At 66.0% G+C, this 19,377-nt stretch carries 21 protein-coding genes and 1 tRNA gene; 13 read left to right on the top strand and 9 right to left on the bottom strand.

Going from position 1 to position 19,377, the window contains the following annotated elements; genetic code table 11:
* Positions 1–5: 5 nt before the first annotated feature.
* Positions 6–941: a YicC/YloC family endoribonuclease gene (locus RM96_RS12555; RefSeq protein ID WP_039010884.1), complete on the bottom strand. Its 936-nt coding sequence runs from the start codon at positions 939–941 to the stop codon at positions 6–8.
* 170 nt (positions 942–1,111) lie between these two features.
* Here RM96_RS12555 and RM96_RS12550 point away from each other — a divergent pair, with 170 nt between their 5' ends.
* The 5 genes from RM96_RS12550 to hemW all read left to right on the top strand — a co-directional run bounded on the left by RM96_RS12550 (position 1,112) and on the right by hemW (position 5,801).
* Positions 1,112–2,164, top strand: a complete 1,053-nt coding sequence (locus RM96_RS12550) for a serine/threonine protein kinase (RefSeq protein WP_039010883.1) — start codon at positions 1,112–1,114, stop codon at positions 2,162–2,164.
* A gap of 42 nt (positions 2,165–2,206) precedes the next feature.
* On the top strand, positions 2,207–3,121 hold the full coding sequence (locus RM96_RS12545) for a PP2C family protein-serine/threonine phosphatase (protein ID WP_039010881.1): 915 nt from the start codon (positions 2,207–2,209) through the stop codon (positions 3,119–3,121).
* A gap of 83 nt (positions 3,122–3,204) precedes the next feature.
* Positions 3,205–3,927: a ribonuclease PH gene (rph, locus tag RM96_RS12540; RefSeq protein WP_039010880.1), complete on the top strand. Its 723-nt coding sequence runs from the start codon at positions 3,205–3,207 to the stop codon at positions 3,925–3,927.
* Between the two features lie 12 nt (positions 3,928–3,939).
* Positions 3,940–4,557 carry an RdgB/HAM1 family non-canonical purine NTP pyrophosphatase gene (gene rdgB / locus RM96_RS12535; RefSeq protein WP_039010879.1) on the top strand — a complete coding sequence of 206 codons (618 nt, stop codon included), beginning with the start codon at positions 3,940–3,942 and terminating at the stop codon, positions 4,555–4,557.
* On the top strand, positions 4,554–5,801 hold the full coding sequence (hemW, locus tag RM96_RS12530; RefSeq protein WP_039010878.1) for a radical SAM family heme chaperone HemW: 1,248 nt from the start codon (positions 4,554–4,556) through the stop codon (positions 5,799–5,801). Before rdgB ends, hemW begins: the two co-directional genes overlap by 4 nt.
* Before the next feature lie 63 nt (positions 5,802–5,864).
* On the opposite strand, the gene RM96_RS12525 is transcribed toward hemW, so the two are convergent.
* Complete coding sequence (locus RM96_RS12525; RefSeq protein ID WP_039010877.1) at positions 5,865–6,368, bottom strand: glycine zipper 2TM domain-containing protein; 504 nt, start codon at positions 6,366–6,368, stop codon at positions 5,865–5,867.
* A gap of 226 nt (positions 6,369–6,594) precedes the next feature.
* On the opposite strand from RM96_RS12525, the gene RM96_RS12520 reads away from it, so the two are divergent.
* A tRNA-Ser gene (locus RM96_RS12520) sits at positions 6,595–6,684 on the top strand.
* A 39-nt stretch (positions 6,685–6,723) separates the two neighbouring features.
* Here RM96_RS12520 and RM96_RS12515 read toward each other — a convergent pair.
* The 5 genes from RM96_RS12515 to RM96_RS12495 are packed head-to-tail and all read right to left on the bottom strand — an operon-like array spanning position 6,724 to position 10,626.
* On the bottom strand, positions 6,724–7,095 hold the full coding sequence (locus tag RM96_RS12515; protein WP_039010876.1) for a hypothetical protein: 372 nt from the start codon (positions 7,093–7,095) through the stop codon (positions 6,724–6,726).
* A gap of 32 nt (positions 7,096–7,127) precedes the next feature.
* Positions 7,128–8,285 carry an osmoprotectant ABC transporter ATP-binding protein OsmV gene (locus tag RM96_RS12510; protein ID WP_039010875.1) on the bottom strand — a complete coding sequence of 386 codons (1,158 nt, stop codon included), beginning with the start codon at positions 8,283–8,285 and terminating at the stop codon, positions 7,128–7,130.
* Positions 8,282–8,932, bottom strand: a complete 651-nt coding sequence (locus RM96_RS12505) for an ABC transporter permease (protein ID WP_039010874.1) — start codon at positions 8,930–8,932, stop codon at positions 8,282–8,284. The genes RM96_RS12510 and RM96_RS12505 overlap by 4 nt, the downstream gene beginning before the upstream one ends.
* Before the next feature lie 10 nt (positions 8,933–8,942).
* Complete coding sequence (locus tag RM96_RS12500) at positions 8,943–9,884, bottom strand: glycine betaine ABC transporter substrate-binding protein (RefSeq protein WP_039010873.1); 942 nt, start codon at positions 9,882–9,884, stop codon at positions 8,943–8,945.
* A gap of 25 nt (positions 9,885–9,909) precedes the next feature.
* On the bottom strand, positions 9,910–10,626 hold the full coding sequence (locus RM96_RS12495) for an ABC transporter permease (RefSeq protein ID WP_039010872.1): 717 nt from the start codon (positions 10,624–10,626) through the stop codon (positions 9,910–9,912).
* Positions 10,627–10,868: 242 nt separating this feature from the next.
* Between RM96_RS12495 and RM96_RS38595 the strand changes: the two genes are divergently transcribed.
* From RM96_RS38595 to RM96_RS12465, 7 genes are all read left to right on the top strand, one after another.
* On the top strand, positions 10,869–11,297 hold the full coding sequence (locus RM96_RS38595; RefSeq protein ID WP_152624102.1) for a hypothetical protein: 429 nt from the start codon (positions 10,869–10,871) through the stop codon (positions 11,295–11,297).
* Positions 11,298–11,299: 2 nt separating this feature from the next.
* Positions 11,300–12,229, top strand: a complete 930-nt coding sequence (locus RM96_RS12490; protein WP_039011040.1) for a pirin family protein — start codon at positions 11,300–11,302, stop codon at positions 12,227–12,229.
* 289 nt (positions 12,230–12,518) lie between these two features.
* On the top strand, positions 12,519–14,093 hold the full coding sequence (locus RM96_RS12485; RefSeq protein ID WP_039010870.1) for an ABC transporter ATP-binding protein: 1,575 nt from the start codon (positions 12,519–12,521) through the stop codon (positions 14,091–14,093).
* On the top strand, positions 14,086–15,195 hold the full coding sequence (locus tag RM96_RS12480; protein ID WP_039011039.1) for an ABC transporter permease: 1,110 nt from the start codon (positions 14,086–14,088) through the stop codon (positions 15,193–15,195). The genes RM96_RS12485 and RM96_RS12480 overlap by 8 nt, the downstream gene beginning before the upstream one ends.
* A gap of 18 nt (positions 15,196–15,213) precedes the next feature.
* Complete coding sequence (locus tag RM96_RS12475; RefSeq protein WP_039010869.1) at positions 15,214–16,134, top strand: ABC transporter permease; 921 nt, start codon at positions 15,214–15,216, stop codon at positions 16,132–16,134.
* A gap of 55 nt (positions 16,135–16,189) precedes the next feature.
* Complete coding sequence (locus tag RM96_RS12470) at positions 16,190–17,335, top strand: BMP family ABC transporter substrate-binding protein (protein WP_039010868.1); 1,146 nt, start codon at positions 16,190–16,192, stop codon at positions 17,333–17,335.
* Between the two features lie 217 nt (positions 17,336–17,552).
* Complete coding sequence (locus RM96_RS12465) at positions 17,553–17,846, top strand: YkvA family protein (RefSeq protein WP_039010867.1); 294 nt, start codon at positions 17,553–17,555, stop codon at positions 17,844–17,846.
* A 75-nt stretch (positions 17,847–17,921) separates the two neighbouring features.
* Here the strand turns inward: RM96_RS12465 and RM96_RS12460 are convergent, their stop codons facing one another.
* Together RM96_RS12460 and RM96_RS12455 are read right to left on the bottom strand one after the other, a co-directional pair.
* Positions 17,922–18,899 (bottom strand): quinone oxidoreductase family protein, encoded by a 978-nt coding sequence (locus RM96_RS12460; protein ID WP_039010866.1) that lies wholly within the window; start codon positions 18,897–18,899, stop codon positions 17,922–17,924.
* Between the two features lie 31 nt (positions 18,900–18,930).
* A complete protein-coding gene (locus RM96_RS12455) occupies positions 18,931–19,332 on the bottom strand; it encodes a methylglyoxal synthase (RefSeq protein WP_193752448.1) in 402 nt (133 codons plus the stop codon).
* Positions 19,333–19,377: the final 45 nt, after the last annotated feature.

The following is a 19,377-nucleotide window of genomic DNA, read 5'->3' as shown; positions in this document are numbered from 1 at the left end:
GTTCTTTATTCGAGGTTCTGGATCTGTTCGCGCATCTGCTCGATCAGCAGCTTGAGCTCCATCGAGGCATCGGCCAGCTCCTTGGCGGCAGCCTTGGAACCGAGCGTGTTGGCTTCGCGGTTGAGCTCCTGCATCATGAAATCGAGCCGCTTGCCGACCTGACCACCCTTCTTCAGGATGTGCCGGGTCTCGTTCAGATGCGCCTGCAGGCGCGACAATTCTTCCGCGATGTCGATGCGGATGCCGTAGACGGTGGCTTCCTGGCGGATGCGCTCGGCGATTTCATCGCGGCTCATCGACGGCATGCCCTGCGGGGCGGCCAGGTTGAAAGCCTCTTGCAGGCGCTCGGTCAGCTTTTCCTGGTGGTGTGCGATCAGTTGCGGGATCGTCGGCGTCAGGCGCTCGACGATGGCCAGCATGGCCTCGATGCGCTCCACCAGCGTGGCCTTGAGCGCCTCGCCCTCGCGGCGGCGCGCCTCCAGCAGCTGGCTCAGGGCCTCGCGCGCGGCGCCCATCACGGCTTCGCGCAGCGATTCCTGCGACAGTTCGGGCTCCACCAGCACGCCGGGCCAGCGCAGGATCTCTCCCATGCGCAGCGTGCCGGCGCCGCTGAAGGTTCCGGCCACGGTGGCTTCCAGCGCCCGGATCTGGCCCAGCAGGTTTTCGTTCAGCGCCAGCGTGGCGCCGCCGGTATCGGTGCGCTGCAGGTTGATGCGGCATTCGAGCTTGCCGCGCGACAGTTCGCCCATCAGCATTTCGCGCAGGGCCGGCTCAAAGGCGCGGCATTCCTCAGGGGCCCGGAACAACAGGTCGAGAAAACGCGAATTGACAGTACGGAATTCCACCGAAACGGAAGCCGTCCTGCCGCTGGGCTCGCCCTGCGCGTTTGTCAGCGGTGCCTGGCGGGTTGCCAGGCCATAACCTGTCATGCTGTGGATCATTGGATGTTCTCGCGAAATGGCGGACGGGCCGAAGTCGGTCGAAACGACGGCCGGCCCGCCTGAAAGGCGGCTTGATAACGCCGAAATGGGGCAAAAAAGCCCGCTATTGTGTTCTTTACAAGTGACCGATTAGCCGTGACAATCCGGAGGCAATTCAGGTCCCTATACCTATGACAGAATCCAAGGGCACTACACAACCCAAGAGTGCACCACTGCCCGTCGGCACGCTGTTGTCCAACTATCGTATTGTAAAGAAGTTGGCCAGCGGGGGGTTCAGTTTCGTCTATCTCGCTACCGATGAAACGGGGGCGCCGGTAGCCATCAAGGAATACCTGCCATCGTCGCTGGCGCGCCGCAACCCGGGGGAACTGATCCCGGTGGTGCCGGAAGAAAACGCCGCGTCGTTCCGGCTGGGCCTGAAATACTTCTTCGAAGAGGGCCGCTCGCTCGCCCGTATCTCGCATCCCAGCGTCGTCCGCGTGGTGAATTTCTTCCGCGAGAACGCCACCGTCTACATGGTGATGAACTATGAGATGGGCAAAACGCTGCAGGAGCATATCCTTGCCGCCCGCCAGCAGGGCCGCGCCAAGGTGCTGCGCGAGCATTTTATCCGCAAGGTTTTCCACGACCTGATGAGCGGGCTGCGCGAGGTGCATATCCACAAGCTGCTGCATCTGGATATCAAGCCCGGCAACATCTACCTGCGCGAAGACGAATCGCCGATCCTGCTGGATTTCGGCGCCGCGCGGCAGATCCTGACGATGGAAGCCGCCCGCTTCCAGCCGATGTACACGCCCGGCTTCGCGGCCCCCGAGCTGTACGGCAAGCACAGCGAGCTCGGCCCCTGGACCGATATCTACAGCCTGGGCGCCACGCTCTACGCCTGCATGGCCGGCATGCCCCCGCAGGAAGCCAACCAGCGCGAGAAGGACGACCGCATGGCCGACGGCATTACGCGCCTGCGCAGCAGCTACACCGGCGGCCTGGTCGACCTGGTCGAATGGTGCCTCAGGCTGACGCCGTCCGAGCGCCCGCAGTCGGTCTTCCGGCTGCAGAAGGAGCTGCGCGAGCAGACCAACGCCCTCGGCGAGCAGGCAGCCGCGGCGGTCGCTGCCCCGGCCGAGCGCCCGGCACCCACTTCCCGTTTCATGACCTTGCTGCGCCGTCGTGACGAACCCGCCGCAGCGATGCCACAGGGCACCGCCAGCACGAGCGGCGACTAAATCACCCGGCAATCGCCGACCAACCGACTTCCCCGAGCCAACATGCGATTCTCCGTCTACCAGGAAAGCAGGAAAGGCGGCCGCCGCGTCAATCAGGACCGCATGGGCTACTGCTTCACGCGCGATGCCCTACTGATGGTGCTGGCCGACGGCCTGGGCGGCCATGCGCATGGCGAAGTCGCCGCGCAGCAGGCGCTGCAGACGCTCGCCCGCCAGTTCCAGACGCAGGCCCGGCCGGCCATTCGCAATCCGGCCGACTTCCTGCAGGACACCATCATGCTGGCCCACCGCGAGATCCACCGCTACGCCGAAGCCCACCGGCTGGATGACGTCCCGCGCACGACGGTGGTGTGCTGCCTGGTGCAGCATGGCCAGATCCACTGGGCCCATGCCGGCGACTCGCGCTTCTACCTGGTGCGCAAGGGCCGGCTGCTCACGCGCACGCGCGACCATTCGAAAATCGAGAACCTGCTGCAGCAGGAACGCGTGCTGCCGATGGAAGTGGCCAACCATCCTGAGCGCAACAAGCTCTACAACTGCCTGGGCTCGCCCAACCTGCCGCTGATCGACATCGGCGGCCCGGTGCGGCTGGATCCGGGCGACGTCGCCCTGCTCTGCTCCGACGGCATGTGGGGCAGCCTCGAGGAGCCGGTGCTGGTGGACAGGCTCACGCGGCTGTCGGTCGTGCAGGCGGTGCCGGAGTTGATCGAAGCGGCCCTGAACAATGCCGGCGAAGGCGCGGACAATACGACCGGCATCGCCATGATGTGGGAACACGATGCCAACGCAGCCAGCGAGGATTCGGTGATGACCGACACGCTGCCGCTGAACGCCTTTACCACGTCAATCCTCGAGCGCAACGGCAATGAGGGCGACCTGCTCTCCGAAGAGGAAATCGAGCGCTCGATCGCCGAAATCCGCGCCGCCATCGACAAGACCAGCAACCTGATGCGCTAGCGGGAATGCCCGCCGGGTGCGGGCACGCGATGCCCGGCGGCGTTAGAATCGCGGTCTCAACCCGATTCCAACGAAAGATTCCCATGCGACCCAGCGGCCGCGCAGCCGATGCGCTGCGTTCCATCAGCCTGACCCGTCACTACACCCGCCACGCCGAAGGCTCCGTCCTGTGTGCCTTTGACGATACCAAGGTGCTGTGCACCGCCAGCGTGCTGGCCAAGGTGCCGCCGCACAAGAAGGGCAGCGGCGAAGGCTGGGTGACAGCCGAATACGGCATGCTGCCGCGCGCCACCCACACCCGCTCGGACCGCGAGGCCGCGCGCGGCAAGCAGACCGGGCGCACGCAGGAAATCCAGCGCCTGATCGGACGCGCCATGCGCTCGGTGTTCGACCTGGCGGCATTGGGCGAATACACGATCCACCTCGACTGCGACGTGCTGCAGGCAGACGGCGGCACGCGCACGGCCGCGATCACCGGCGCCTTCGTGGCCGCGCACGACGCGGTCTCGACCATGCTGCGCGATGGCCTGATCGCCAAAAGCCCGATTCGCGACCATGTCGCTGCCGTATCGGTGGGCATGGTGGACGGCGTACCGGTACTCGATCTGGACTACGCCGAGGACAGCAACTGTGACACGGACATGAACGTGGTCATGACCGGCAGCGGCGGCTTCGTCGAGGTGCAGGGCACCGCCGAAGGCGCGCCCTTCAGCCGCGCCGACCTGGACGCCATGACCCGCCTGGCCGAGGCCGGCATTGCACGGCTGGTGCAGTATCAGCGCGACGCCCTGGGCCTGGCGTCGTAAAGCGGAGCCGGCATGCAACGACTGGTCCTGGCCTCCAACAATCCCGGCAAGCTGCGCGAGTTCGGGGCGCTGCTGGCGCCACTTGGCTTTGACGTGGTGCCGCAGGGCGAACTCGGCATTCCCGAAGCCGACGAGCCCTTCTGCACGTTCGTCGAGAACGCGCTCGCCAAGGCGCGTCACGCCAGCCGCCTGTCCGGCATGCCGGCGCTGGCCGACGACTCGGGCATCTGCGTGCATGCGCTGGACGGCGCGCCGGGCGTCTATTCGGCGCGCTATGCGCAACTGGTGGGCAAGGCAAAGTCCGACGAAGCCAACAATGCCCACCTGATTTCGCAGCTGGCGGGCAAGCTGGATCGCCGTGCGCACTACTACTGCGTGCTGGTGATGGTGCGGCATGCCGACGATCCGTGCCCGATCATCGCCGAAGGCATCTGGGCCGGCGAAGTCGTCGACGCGCCACGCGGCGCGGGCGGCTTCGGCTATGACCCGCATTTCCTGCTGCCGCAACTCGGCAAGACGGCGGCCGAGCTGCCACCGGAAGACAAGAACGCCATCAGCCATCGCGCACTGGCGCTGCAAACGCTGATCGCGCGCCTGCAGGCAGACGGATCGCGAGTGATACGTCAATGATTCCGATCGTTCCCGCGCGCGGGCAGGCAGCAACGCCGGCCGCAGCCGACCGCAACCAGCTGTGGCTCAAGCCCGGGCAACTCGCCCTGCCCGGCTCGCCGCCGCTCTCGCTGTACGTACACATACCCTGGTGCGTGCGCAAGTGCCCGTATTGCGATTTCAACTCGCACGCGGTCCCAGGCAAGGCCGACAGCCACGAGATTCCCGAAGACGCCTATCTCGACGCACTGCGCGCCGATCTCGAGCAATCGCTGCCGCTGGTCTGGGGCCGGCCGGTGCATACCGTCTTCATCGGCGGCGGCACGCCCAGCCTGCTGTCAGCGGCCGGCATGGACCGCCTGCTGTCGGATATCCGCGCGCTGCTGCCGCTCGATGCCGATGCCGAGATCACCATGGAGGCCAATCCCGGTACGTTCGAAGCGGAACGCTTTGCCAGCTACCGGGCCAGCGGCATCAACCGCCTGTCGATCGGCATCCAGAGCTTCAACGACCGCCACCTGGAGGCGCTCGGCCGCATCCACGGCAGCCGCGAAGCGCGCGCCGCGATCGACATCGCGCAAGCCAGCTTCGACAACATCAACCTCGACGTGATGTACGCGCTGCCGGGACAGACGATCGACGAATGCCGGCAAGACCTCGAAACGGCGCTCTCGTACGGCACCACGCACTTGTCGCTGTATCACCTCACGCTGGAGCCGAACACGCTGTTCGCCAAGTACCCGCCTGCATTGCCGGACGATGATCTCGCCTATGCGATGCAGGACCTGATCGAGGCCCGCACGGCCGAGGCCGGATACCGGCACTACGAAACGTCGGCCTACGCGCGCCCGCATCGCGAAGCGCGCCACAACCTCAACTACTGGCGCTTTGGCGACTACCTCGGCATCGGTGCGGGTGCGCACGGCAAGCTGTCGTTCCCGCATCGCATCCTGCGCCAGATGCGCCACAAGCATCCGGCCACGTATATGGCGCAGGCGATGGCAGGCAATGCCGTGCAGGAAGCCCGCGACGTCACCGCCGACGAGCTGCCATTCGAGTTCATGCTCAACGCGCTGCGCCTGACCGACGGCGTACCGGCCTCCAGCTTCTACGACTACACCGGACTGCCGCTGCATACCATCAGCCGCCAGCTTGCCGCGGCGGAAAAAAAAGGCCTGCTGGAAGCGGACCTGACCACCATCCGCCCGACCGAGCTGGGCCGGCGCTTCCTCAATGATCTGCAGGAGATGTTCCTGAAGGACTAACGGCGCCGCGCAAACGAAAAAAGGGCCATGCATCGCATAGCCCTTTTTTCTGCCGGGACGGGATCAGTACGGCGTCGCCATATCGTTCGCAACGCGTGCGCGCATGCCAACCTGCAGGTTGCCGATATTGCTCTGCGTCACCGTGGCCACGCGGCCATCGTCCAGCCGCACGTTGACCCGATACACGGTCTGCGTGTTGGTGGCGGCACGCTTCTCGACCTGGTTGCCAGCCACGGCGCCGAGCACCGCGCCGCCGATGGTCGCGACAGTCTGTCCGGTTCCGCCGCCAATCTGATGGCCGATCAGGCCGCCGGCAGCGCCACCGATCACGGTGCCGAGAATGCCGGAGCTGTTCTGCGTGGTGGTGACCGGTTCAATCGATTCCACGCGCCCGTAGTACACCGACCCAGCCGGTGCCTGCGTGGTATTGGGGTCCTGGTATCCGGTATTCGGCGGAGGCGGCGCGTTGTAGCCGTTGTTGTAGCCACCGGGCGCTGCACAGCCCGCCAGTCCGATGGCCGCTGCGGCGGCCGTCAGGGTCAGCCAGTTCTTGGGTTTTCCGTTCATTCGAGTTTCTCCTCTGTTGCCAGGTGAAAGCCGGGAAAGCAACATTCGCGGATCCCGCCGCCGCCCGGCCACGCCAGTATGAGCCCGAAGCCCGTCATAAGGTTCCGCCATGTCGGACAGACACCGACACGACTGGCTTTGCATTCACACAAGAAACCGCGCGACCCTTGTATAATGCGCGGCCGGCACGCAGCGCGATCCGCGCTACAATGCCCGCACTTTTCCAGGAAGCGTGGCCGAGTGGTTTAAGGCAGCAGTCTTGAAAACTGCCGATGGGGTGACCCATCCGTGAGTTCGAATCTCACCGCTTCCGCCAGGCAAGAACGGCCCGGGCAACAGCTTGCCCGGGCCGCTTTCATTCGTGGCCGGAACGCCCCTCCGTCAGCAGGCGGTACGCTTCGCTCTCGGAAATCTTAAGCCGGTACTTACGAGCCAGCACGCGCGCGAGCCCATGCGCCGCATCGGGTGCGCTGTGCCTGAGCTGCTCCCGGTAGGCTTCGACCTCATAACGAAGCCGCCAGCGCCGGCTCGCAAGATAGAGCACACCCATCAGCCCCCAGCTGCGCCAGAATTGCCGGACGTGCACTTTCTCGTGCTCGATCAGCGCATCGCTGGCGCCGGGGCGCACCAGGATGACCGGCCCGGGCGTAAAGCCGTCGAAGCCGCGTGGGATCAGCCAGCGGGTCTCGATCAACAGGCACAGGGGCGAACGGCAATAGCGGACCATGCTTAGAGCATACGCTTTGCCGACCGGCGGGCTCAGGCGGCCGCGCGCATTGCCTCCTGCATCACGGCGGCATTGCCGCGCGAACGGCCGGAGCTGAGATAGCCGGCAATCGATTCCTGCGTGACTTCGCCCAGGTAGGCGCCGTCACCGTCGACCACGGGCAGCCAGCTCGTGTTGTGCTGGTACATGCGCGACAGCACGATGCGCAGGTGCTCGTCGAACGCCGCCGTCACCGCAAACGGCCGCATGACGCTTGCGCATGGGCCCGAGCCGGAGCGCGCGTCGCGGCGCGTGACGTAGCCCACTGCGCGCTGCAAGTCGTCCACCACCGGGAGGTGCCGCACGTCGGCGTCGTCCATCACACCCAATGCCTCGGACAGCGCCATGTCCGGGCGGCAGCTCGGCGGCATGGTGGCCGCATCGCCGGCGCGCACCAGCAGCAGGCGCTTGAGCGTGTTGTCGTGGCCGACGAAGGCCTGCACGAATTCATCCGCCGGGTGCGCCAGCAGCGCGTCCGGCGGATCGAACTGCACCAGCTTGCCGCGGCGGAACACCGCCACCTTGTCGCCCAGCTTGATCGCTTCGTCGATGTCGTGCGAGACCATGATCACGGTCTTGCCGAGCTGGCGCTGCATCTGGAAGAACTCGTTCTGGATGCTCTCGCGGTTGATCGGGTCGACCGCGCCGAACGGCTCGTCCATCAGCAGCACCGGCGCATCGGCCGCCAGCGCGCGGATCACGCCGATACGCTGCTGCTGCCCGCCCGACAGCTCGCGCGGATAGCGGCTGAGCATCAGCCCGGGATCGAGCTGCACCATCGCCATCAGTTCGCGCGCGCGCTCGCGGCATTGCTTCTTGTCCCAGCCGAGCAGGCGCGGCACCACCATGATGTTCTCTTCGATGGTCATGTTCGGGAACAGGCCGATCTGCTGGATCACATAGCCGATCTTGCGGCGCAGCGTCACGCCGTCGATGCCCGAGGTGTCTTCGCCCTCGATGCGCACAATGCCCGAGGTGGGCTGGATCAGCCGGTTGATCATCTTCAGCGTGGTGGTCTTGCCGCAGCCGGAAGGCCCCAGGAACACGCAGATCTCTCCGCGCGGCACCGTCAGCGAGACCGCATCGACGGCACGCACTTCAGAGCCGTCTTTCTGCGGGAAGGACTTGGTGAGTTGGTCGAGTGCGATCATAGCCGGATTCCTTTTGGCGTCAGCGCCCGCTGCAGCCACTGCAGGCAGGCATCCGCCACGATTGCGAGCAGGCTGACGAGGACGGCGCCCATCGCCAGCTTGCTCATGTTGCTCTGGCTGATCGCTTGCAGGATCAGCACCCCAAGGCCACCCGCGCCAATGATGGCGGCAATGGTGGCGACCCCGATATTCATGACGACGGCCGTGCGCACGCCGCCCAGGATCACCGGCACCGCCAACGGCAGGTCGACCAGCCGCATGCGCTGCCAGGTGGTCATGCCGATGCCGCGGCCCGCTTCCTGGATGCCGGGGTCGACATTGGCCAGGGCGGTGTAGGTATTGCGCATGATCGGCAGCAGCGAGTACAGGAACACCGCCGTCACCGCCGGCACATAGCCCAGCGCATGGCCGAAGCGCGCGAAGATCGGGATCATCAGCCCGAACAGCGCGATCGACGGCAGCGTCAGCACAATGGTTGCCAGCGCCAGCAGCGGCGTGGCCAGCCAGCGGAAACGGGTGATGACGATGCCCAGCGGCACGCCGGTCAGGATCGCCAGGCCCACGGCGGAGCCAACCAGCGCCAAGTGCTGGCCGGTCATTTTCAGCAGCGTGGGCCAGCTATGCTGCAGGTAAGAGAACAAGTCCATGCGGCCCTCCTCAGATCAGTCCGTGGCTGCGCAGGAAGTCCTCCGCGACCTTGTCCACCGGCTGCTGGCCGATGTCCACCTTGTGGTTCATATCGGTCATGCTCTCGTTATCGAGCGTGGCCGCCAGCGCGTTGAGCAGGCCGGCCAGCTCCGGATGCTGGTCCAGCACCGGCTTGCGCACCACCGGCACGGCGTTGTATGGCGGGAAGAAATGCAGGTCGTCTTCCAGCAGCACCAGGCCAAAGCCCTTGACGCGGCCGTCGGTGGCGTACACCAGGCCCAGTTCCACCTGATTGTTCTTCAGCGCCGTGTAGACCAGGCCCGGATCGAGCTGAATCACGTCGCGGCGCGAGAACGGCAGCTTGTACAGTTCCTTGAGCGGCTCCAGGCCGTCCGGGCGCGCGGCGAATTCCATGTCGACCGCGAACGGGTGGCTGGCGTCGGGGCCGGCCTTGCGCATCTGTTCGGCAAAGCCGGACAGCGTGGTGACGCCGCTGCCGGCGCGTTCCTTCGGCATCGCCAGCGCGTAGGTGTTGTTGATACCGGAGGCATCCAGCCACACCAGCCCGCGCGCGCCGTCCATCTGCCTGACGCGCTCGTAGCTTTCCTTGGCACCCAGCTTTTCCTGGACCTTGTTGAACACGATCAGCGCGGTGCCGGTGTAATCCCAGACCACGTCGAGCTGGTTGCTTTCCATCGCCTGGCGCATCAGCGTGCTGCCCAGCCCCGCGGTCAGCTCGGTGTCGAAGCCTTTGGCGCGCAGGTACTTCGACGTCATCGACGACAGCAGCAACTGCTCGGTGAAATTCTTGCCGCCCACGCGGATCGGCGCCCTGGCGGACTCGGCGGCATGCGCGTCCGGCGCAGTGGCCAGCGCCAGGCCTGCCGCAAAGGCCGTGACGGCGGCCACCAGCATGGCGATGCGCCGCGCACGACGTCGGATGAATTGCATTTGGTCCTCCATATCGGTCCCCCGTTCAGCGCGCCAGCCCGTGGCGGCGCAAGTACACCTGGCCGGCGGCGGCGAAGAGCGCGTCAAGTGCCAGTGCCAGCAGCGCCGTGGCTGCGGCACCCAGCAGGAGCAGCGACTGGTTGTTCAGGTAGATGCCCGGGAAGATCAGCTCGCCCAGGCTGTTGGCGCCGATCAGGAACGACAGCGGCACCGTGCCGACATTGATCACCAGGCTGATGCGGATGCCGGCCAGCATCACCGGCAAGGCATTGGGCAGCTCCACGCGCACCAGCCGCTGGCACGGCGTCATGCCGATGCCGCGCGCCGCTTCCAGCAGCGTGGGTGAAACATTGCGCAGGCCTTCATAGGTGTTGCGCACGATCGGCAGCAGCGACGCCAGCCACAGGGCCAGGATGGCCGGCCGCTCGCCGATCCCCAGCACTGCCAGGGCCAACGCCAGCACGGCCAGCGACGGCACTGTGTTGCCGATATTGAAGATCTGCATCAGCCGGTCGGCCCAGCGCCGCATGCCGGGACGGCTCAGCACGATGCCGGCCGGGATGCCAGTGGCCAGCGCCAGCGCCATCGAACATGCGACCAGGCGCAGGTGATCGGCCACGTCGTAAAACAGGCGGTCCTGGTGCTGACGGATGACATCGACACCGATCCACGCCACCAGTCCTGCCAGCGCGGCCAGCGTCAGGCATCCCCAGGCAAGCGCCCGTACGGATTGCTTTGACATACTCCCCCTCGTTCCGCATGGAAATGCACAATGCGCCACTTCCCGGTAGCGGAAAACAGTTTGGGCCAGGCGGTTGCGAGTGGGGCGCCGCCGGCCCAGTTCAGATTGCATTACCGCCATGACCGGCAGAGGCGCCGGCGGACGGTGTCGGGGTTCCATGCCAGGCGGCAGGAAGCCCAATTGACGGGATGCCGGGTCTGGAGACCAGCGACAATCCCTGAAGCGGCGCAACCGAAAAACGGTTGGCCAGTGGCAGCGCAAAAATTGAAGGTTCCGACGCGCCGCCGGATCAATCGGCCGCTGCTGCGCAAGGCCGGCAAGGTGCCGGACGCATGCATTCCGCAGCAACGGATGACAACGAGAGCACTATTATACACATCTTCAGCGATCTTGTCACATCCCACCATTCCCAGCCCGATCCGGCGCGGATTTTCCGACTTCTGCACGGTGCGTCTGCCGCTGTTTCCGGCACGAGAAAGCAGCAGTCGTATCGTTTCATTTTCGGATCGTACGAGCAAGGAATCGGAGCATGGATAGAACAATGTGTTCCCTATGCGCCCTCTACTCTTTCCCCGCCAAACCTCTACATTGTTGAGGTAGCTGAAACGACGAGGTTCGGCGGCAGCGGCAAGCGTGCCGCCCCTGCCGGCCCCGCCCACAGGAGAGAATGACCATGGATACCCGCACCACCCTCGCCACCGTCCCGGCCACCGCCACGGAGAGCGTGCAACGCTCGCGCACGGTGGATCGCGTCGTACGCGGCATCGCCACCTCGGATGGCGCCGGCGTGAAGCTGACCCGCGTGCTGACGCAGAACCTGCAGCGCCGGCTGGATCCGTTCCTGATGCTCGATGCCTTTGGCACCGACAGCAAGGACGACTATATCGGCGGCTTTCCCGATCACCCGCACCGCGGCTTCGAGACCATCACGTACATGCTGGCCGGCCGCATGCGCCATCGCGACAGCGCCGGAAATGAGGGCCTGCTGGAAAACGGCGGCGCGCAATGGATGGTGGCCGGTGCCGGCGTTGTCCACTCGGAAATGCCTGAGCAGGAAGACGGCCGCATGGAAGGCTTCCAGCTCTGGCTGAACCTGCCGGCTGCCGACAAGATGACGGCGCCGTGGTACCGCGACCTGCCCGCCACCGACATTCCGACGGTTGCGCTGGACAACGGCGGCACCGTCCGGGTGCTGGCCGGCGCCACGCATGGCGTGGCCGGAGCCATCACGCGCCCGGTGACCGAGCCGGTCTACCTGGACGTGTCCCTGCCGGCTGGCCAGCAGTTCCGGCAGGCATTGCCGGCCGGGCACAACGCCTTTCTCTACGTGTACCGGGGCGAAGTGTCGGTCGGTGACGGCAGCGACAAGGCGGTGGTGGAAGCGCAGCGCATGGGCGTGCTCGACAACGCAGGCCGGGCCGATGGCGTCGTCATCAACGCCGAAGTCGATGCGCGCTTCCTGCTGATCGCCGGCAAGCCGCTGGGCGAGCCGATCGCGCAGTACGGGCCGTTCGTGATGAACACCCAGGAGCAGATCTACCAGACCCTGGCAGATTTCCGGGACGGGCGCTTCGCCAGCATCCCGGCGTCCACCGGCGCCTGACCAGCCGGGCATTCGGCCCATGGCCGCCGTCCTCCGCAAGGAGGACGGCGGCCTTTTTGCTTTAGTGCCCGGCATGCGACTTGCAACCAGCCCCCAACCGTTGCGGAGACTGGACAGTCACCGGATTCGGCCCGCCTGGACCCCGCTCACTTATATAATTCGTAACCAATATTGGGCATCACCAGACCATGATGACAGCTGCAATGCGTCGCGGCCATGCTGCGCCACGCACTGCCGCTGATTGACTCATTTCCACGTTGCTGCCAATACAACAACCCGAGCCGCCTCAGTGACATCACAAATACCCCCCAGGCTGGCGCTAGCTCATATCAGCAAGCGCTATCCGGGCGTCGTCGCCAACGACGACGTCAGCCTCAGCGTCGGGCCCGGCGAAATCCACGCCGTCCTCGGCGAGAACGGCGCCGGCAAGTCCACCCTGATGAAGATCATTTTCGGTGCGGTCCGGCCCGATGCCGGCGAGATGCACTTCAACGGGGCACCGGTCACGATCAACAGTCCGCACGACGCCCGCAACCTGGGCATCGCCATGGTGTTCCAGCATTTCTCGCTGTTCGACACCCTGACCGTCACCGAGAACATCGCACTCGGCCTGCCCGGCGGCAGCGAAGGCGCAGGCGGGGCCGGCATGAAACAACTGGCCGAGCGCATCCGCGCCACGGCCGAACGCTACGGTCTGCCGCTCGAGCCGAATCGCCATGTGCACACCCTGTCGGTCGGTGAGCGCCAGCGCGTGGAGATCGTGCGCGCGCTGCTGGCCAATCCGCAGTTGCTGATCCTGGACGAGCCCACGTCGGTGCTTACGCCCCAGGCCGTCGAGACCCTGTTCGTCACGTTGCGCCAGCTCGCCGCCGAAGGCACCAGCATCCTGTACATCAGCCACAAGCTCGACGAAATCCGCGCGCTGTGCCATCACGCGACCGTGATGCGCATGGGCAAGGTCACCGGCGTTTGCGATCCGCGCCAGGAAAGCGCGGCATCGCTGTCGCGCCTGATGATCGGCGGCGAGCCGCCGCGCGAAGCGCGCATTGCCGCCCAGCGTGGCGCCGTGCGCCTCAGCGTGCAGGAATTGTCGCTGCCGCGCTCCCATGCCTTTGCCACCGAGCTGCACAAGATTTCGCTGGATGTCCACGCCGGCGAAATCGTCGGCATCGCCGGCGTCTCGGGCAACGGTCAGCAGGAACTGCTTGCCGCGCTGTCCGGCGAGGACGTGCGAGCCGGCAACCAGTCGGTGCTGCTTGGCGGCAAGCCGGTGGGACGCCTTGACGCGCGCCAGCGCCGCCGCGCGGGCCTGGCCTTCGTGCCGGAAGAGCGGCTGGGCCGCGGCGCGGTGCCGGGCATGAGCCTGTCCGCCAATATCCTGCTGTCGCACCAGACGCCGCCGTACGTGCGGCAAGGCATGATCTCGCCGAAGGCCGCGACCGGGCTGGCCGCGGCCGTCATCAACCGCTTCCGCGTCAAGGCGAGCGGCCCCGACGCCCTGGCACGCAGCCTGTCGGGCGGCAACCTGCAGAAATTCATTGTTGGCCGCGAGATCGAAAGCGGCCCGAAGGTACTGATCGTGGCGCAGCCGACGTGGGGCGTGGACGTCGGCGCGGCCGCGCAGATCCATAACGAAATCCTGGCGCTGAAAGCTACCGGCTGCGCCATCCTGGTGGTCTCGGAGGAGCTGGACGAACTGTTCGGGATCTGCGATCGGCTGCACGTCATCGCCAAGGGCCACCTGTCGCCCTCGGTGCCGACCGAAACCGCCACGCGCGAGCAGATCGGGCTCTGGATGAGCGGCTTGTGGGATGGCGGCCCCGCGCAAGGGCAACACGATGCGGAGGCCGCGAATCATGGCTGAACTGCGACATATCCTGCCCCGCTCCCCGATCACGCTGGCGCCACGCGGCACGCCGTCGCGGGGCATGGCCTATGCCTCGCCGGTGATCGCGCTGGCGCTGACACTACTGTTCGGCGCCCTGCTCTTCCTGGTGCTGGGCAAGGACCCGGTGGCCGCGCTCAAGGTATTCCTGGCAGATCCGCTCAAGGACAAGCGCGCGATCGGCGAGGTGCTGCTCAAGACCGTGCCGCTGGTACTGTGCGCGCTCGGCCTGTCGGTCTGCTACCGGGCCAATATCTGGAACATCGGCGCTGACGGCCAGCTGATCCTCGGCGGCATCTTCGCAGGCGCGACCGTGCTGGTTTTCGACGTGCCCGGCCAGACCATGAACGGCACAGCGGTGCTGGTGCTGGCCTCGCTGGCCGGCATCGTCGGCGGCATGTTCTGGGCCGCGATCACCGCACTGCTCAAGGACAAGTTCAACGCCAACGAGATCCTGGTTTCGCTGATGCTGACCTATATCGCGCAGCAGCTGATGCTGTGGGTGGTCAACGGGCCGCTGAAGGACCCCAACGGGATGAACTTCCCGCAATCCAAGGTCTTCTCGTCGGAATACCTGCTGCCAAACCTGCTGTCCGGCTCCCGCCTGCACGCCGGCTTTGCGGTGATGCTGGTGCTGGTGGTGGTGATGACGGTGTTCATCTTCCGCAGCTTTGCCGGCTACCGCCTGCAGGTGGGCGGCACCGCGCCGGCCGCGGCACGCTATGCCGGGTTCTCGGCACGCAGCTCGCTGTGGAGTGCGCTGCTGATCTCGGGCGCCACCGCCGGCCTGGCCGGCGCCTTCGAGGTCACCGGCCCGATCGGCCAGCTGCTGCCGTCGATCTCGCCCGGCTATGGCTTCACGGCCATCATCGTCGCCTTCGTCGGCCGCCTGCATCCGGTCGGCACCATCTTCGGCGGCATCATGATGTCGCTGTTCTATATCGGCGGCGAAATGGCGCAGTCGCGGCTGGGCCTGCCGTCGGCCATTGGCTGGGTGTTCCAGGGCATGCTGCTGTTCTTCCTGCTGGCCTGCGACACCCTGATCGAAAACCGCCTGCGCTGGCGCGCCACGGCAGCCTGAGCGGAGCTACACAACAATATGGAACAACTCGCTCCCCTCATTGCCACCGCCATCAATGCCGGCACGCCGCTGCTGCTGGCGGCGCTGGGCCTGCTGATCAACGAGCGCTCCGGCGTGCTCAACCTGGGCGCCGAAGGCATGATGCTGGTCGCCGCCGTGGCTGGCTTCATGGTCGCCTACCAGACGCAATCGCCGCTACTCGGCTTCGCGGCGGGCACGCTCGCCGGCATGCTGATGGCCACGCTGTTCTCGTGGCTGGCGCTGGTGCTGGCCACCAACCAGGTCGCGACCGGCCTGGCGTTGTCGATCTTCGGCACCGGGCTGTCTGCCTTCATGGGCCAGCGCTTCGTCGGCTTCGCCATGCCGGCGCAAGCCAAGTCGATCCCCGGCCTGGCCGACCTGCCCTTCGTCGGGCCGGCCTTCTTCCAGCATCACTGGATGGTGTATTTCAGCCTGCTGCTGTGCTTTGCCATCATGTGGTTCCTGTTCCGCACGCGCGCGGGGCTGACGCTGCGCGCCATTGGCGAATCGCCCGAATCGGCGCACGCGCTTGGCTACCCGGTGCGCACTATCCGGTTCTGCGCGCTGCTGTTCGGCGGTGCCTGCTGCGGGCTGGCAGGCGCCTACCTGTCGCTGGTCTACACGCCGATGTGGGTCGAGAACCTGGTCGCCGGGCGCGGCTGGATCGCGCTGGCGCTGACCACCTTTGCCACCTGGCGCCCCGGACGCGTGCTGGTGGGTGCGTGGCTGTTCGGCGGCGTGACCATCCTGCAGTTCTACCTGCAGGGGATCGGCGTGTCGGTGCCGTCGCAGTTCCTGTCGATGCTGCCGTACGCGGCGACCATCGTGGTGCTGGCGCTGATCTCGCGCAACCCGGCGTGGATCCGGCTGAACATGCCGGCCTCGCTTGGCAAGCCGTTCCGCCCCGGCAATGCCTGAATTTTTCTGACGGAAATCCCTGAGCAGTCCAAACAATTCATCACAAGGAGAAATCATGATCGTCACGCGCAGGAAGACCCTGGCGGCACTTGCCGCCACCGCAGTGCTGGCCCTGGCCGGCTGCGGCAAGAAAGAGGCCGAGAAGCCTGCCGAGACCGCGGCACCGGCCTCCGCGCCCGCTGCCGAGCAGAAGGCCGAGCCGCTCAAGGTCGCCTTCGTCTACATCGGGCCGGTGGGCGATGCCGGCTGGACCTATGCGCACGACGCCGGCCGCAAGGCCGTCGAGGCGAAGTTCGGCGACAAGGTCAAGACCACCTACGTCGAGAACGTGCCCGAGTCCGCCGCTGACGCCGAGCGCGTGTTCCGCGACCTGGCCAGCCAGGGCAACAAGCTGATCTTCGGCACCACGTTCGGCTACATGGAGTCGATGCTCAAGGTCGCCAAGGAATTCCCGGACGTGAAGTTCGAGCACGCCACCGGCTTCAAGACCGCCGAGAACCTCGCCCAGTACGACGTGCGCACCTATGAAGGCGCGTACCTCGCCGGCGTGGTGGCAGGCAAGATGAGCAAGACCGGCAAGATGGGCGTGGTGGCTTCGGTGCCTATCCCCGAAGTGATCCGCAACATCGACTCGTTCACGCTCGGCGCGCGCAGCGTCAACCCGAAGGCCACCGTGAAGGTGGTGTGGGTCAACAAGTGGTTCGATCCGGGCAAGGAGCGCGAGGCCGCCACCACCCTGATCGGCCAGGGCGTTGACATGCTGATGCAGAACACTGACTCCGCCGCCGTGGTGCAGACCGCGCAGGAGAAGGGTGTGTACGCCTTCGGCTGGGACAGCAACATGAGCAAGTTCGGCGAGAAGGCCCACCTGGCCGCCTCGGAAATCTCGTGGGGCGTCTACTACAACAAGGTGGTCGAAGACGTGCTGAACAACCAGTGGAAGAACAACACCACGTGGTGGGGCCTGAAGGAAGGCATGATCGACCTGAAGGACTTCAACCCGGTCGTGACTGAAGAGGCGAAGAAGCTGGTCGAAGAGCGCCGCAAGGGCGTGATCGACGGCACCGCCCCGATCTGGAAGGGTCCGATCAAGGACAACACGGGCAAGGAACAGCTCGCCAAGGACCAGGTTGCCGACGATGGCTTCCTGCACGGCATCAAGTTCTACGTCGAAGGCGTGGAAGGCAAGATTCCGGGCTGATCAAAGCCGCTTGCCGGGCCGCGTGCCAAGCTGGCACGCGGCCTCGCCCCCCGCTTCGTGCGGGGGCGCATCGTTCACCCTTTCTGTCTCGCCTCGGCCCGCTTCGGGCAACTTCCCCCTCCCCCGCTCGCATCCGGAACTTGAAGCCGTCCCGAACGGCCCAAGCTATCTGTGCATGCGCCAGTGACCGGCGCCCGCAATGTGAAGGAGGCCTCTCATGTGGAAGCGATTTTCGGCCCTGTGGACGCTGGTGCGCCGCGACGGCCGCCTGTTCTGGTTCGCACTGCGCCATCCGGACGCCCCGCCATGGCTGAAGCCGGCCGCCGTCGGGCTACTGCTCTATGCGATTTCGCCGATCGACCTGATTCCCGACTTCATCGCCGGTCTTGGCATCGTGGATGATGTCGTCCTGATTCCGCTGGCCGTGCACCTGATTCTCAAGCGGCTGCCGCCGCATATCCTGCGGCAGGCCGAAGCACGCGCGACAGCCACTACGGTCAGGCCGCACTGATTCGCCGCTAAAGAAAAACCCCCGGTGCCCCTCCGGTGCTCCGGGGGTTTTCTTTGAAGCGCCGCGCCGCCTGCGTCAGTTCGGCAGCAGGATGGTCGAGCCCGTCGTCTTGCGCGACTCCAGGTCGCGATGCGCCTGAGCCACGTCGGCCAGCGCGTAGCGCTGGCGGATGTCGATCTTCACCTTGCCAGTGGAAACGGCATCGAACAGGTCAGCCACCATCGGCTCCAGCAGTTCGCGATGCACCACGTATGTCATCAGCGTGGGCCGCGTCAGGCGCAGCGAACCCTTGCTGCCCAGCACCGAGAGATCGAACGGCGGCACCGGCCCCGATGCATTGCCGAAGCTGACCATGGTGCCACGCGGCGCCAGGCAGTCGAGCGAGCCGTTGAAGGTATCGGCGCCGATCGAGTCATACACCGCAGGCACGCCCTTGCCGCCCGTAATTTCCTTCACGCGGTCCACGAACGATTCGCGGGTGTAGACGATGGTGTGCGTGCAGCCGTTCGCACGCGCCAGCTCGGCCTTCTCGTCGCTGCCGACCGTGCCGATCACCGTCACGCCCAGCGCCTTCAGCCACTGGCAGGCAATCAGGCCGACGCCGCCGGCGGCAGCGTGCAGCAGCACCGTGTCCCCGGCCTGCGCCCGATAGCTGTCGCGGATCAGGTACTGCGCGGTCAGGCCTTGCAGCATCATCGCCGCACCCTGCTCGAACGAGATCGATTCCGGCAGCCGGACCACGATATCGGCCGGCATCACGCGCACCTGCGCATAGGCACCCGTAGGACGGCCCGCGTAGGCCACGCGGTCGCCCACCTTCAGGTGGGTCACGCCTTCGCCGACAGCCTCGACCACGCCGGCGCCTTCCATGCCCAGCCCGGCGGGCAACGGCTGCTTGTAGAGGCCGCTGCGGAAATAGACATCGATGTAGTTCAGGCCGACTGCCTCATGGCGCACGCGCACCTGGCCGGGGCCGGGCTCGCCCACCTCGACATCCACCCACTGCATCACTTCGGGACCGCCGGTCTGCTCAATCCGGATGGCTTTGCTCATCTGTCTTGCTCCTGTTGTTGTGTGGGGATTTTCAGGCCTGTGCCTGCTGCGACACCGTGCGGCAGAGTTCCACGATCAGCATGTCGGCCGTCGCCACATTGGTCGCGCATGGCACGTTGTGCACGTCGCAGGCGCGCACCAGCGCGTTGATGTCTGGTTCGTGCGGCTGCGGGGTCATGGGGTCGCGCAGGAAGATCACCGCCGTGACGCGGCCCTCGGCCAGCTGCGCGCCGATCTGCAAGTCGCCGCCCCAGGGGCCAGACAGCATGCGCGTCACGTCCAGCCCGACTTCGTCGACCAAGCGGCCGCCAGTGGTGCCCGTGGCAAGCAACTCGCATTGCGACAGGAAATCGCGGTGGCGGGCGGCAAAGGCGACGATGTCATCCTTTTTCCGGTCATGGGCAATCAGTGCGATGCGGGGGCGGCTCATCAGTAATTCCTTGTGACGAATGAAGCGACTGCGGAATGGAAATGATCA

The organism is Cupriavidus sp. IDO (assembly GCF_000812465.1).
Taxonomy (GTDB): domain Bacteria; phylum Pseudomonadota; class Gammaproteobacteria; order Burkholderiales; family Burkholderiaceae; genus Cupriavidus.
Note: the sequence above shows the minus strand (reverse complement) of the source record. Positions and strands in the feature narration are given on the sequence as shown.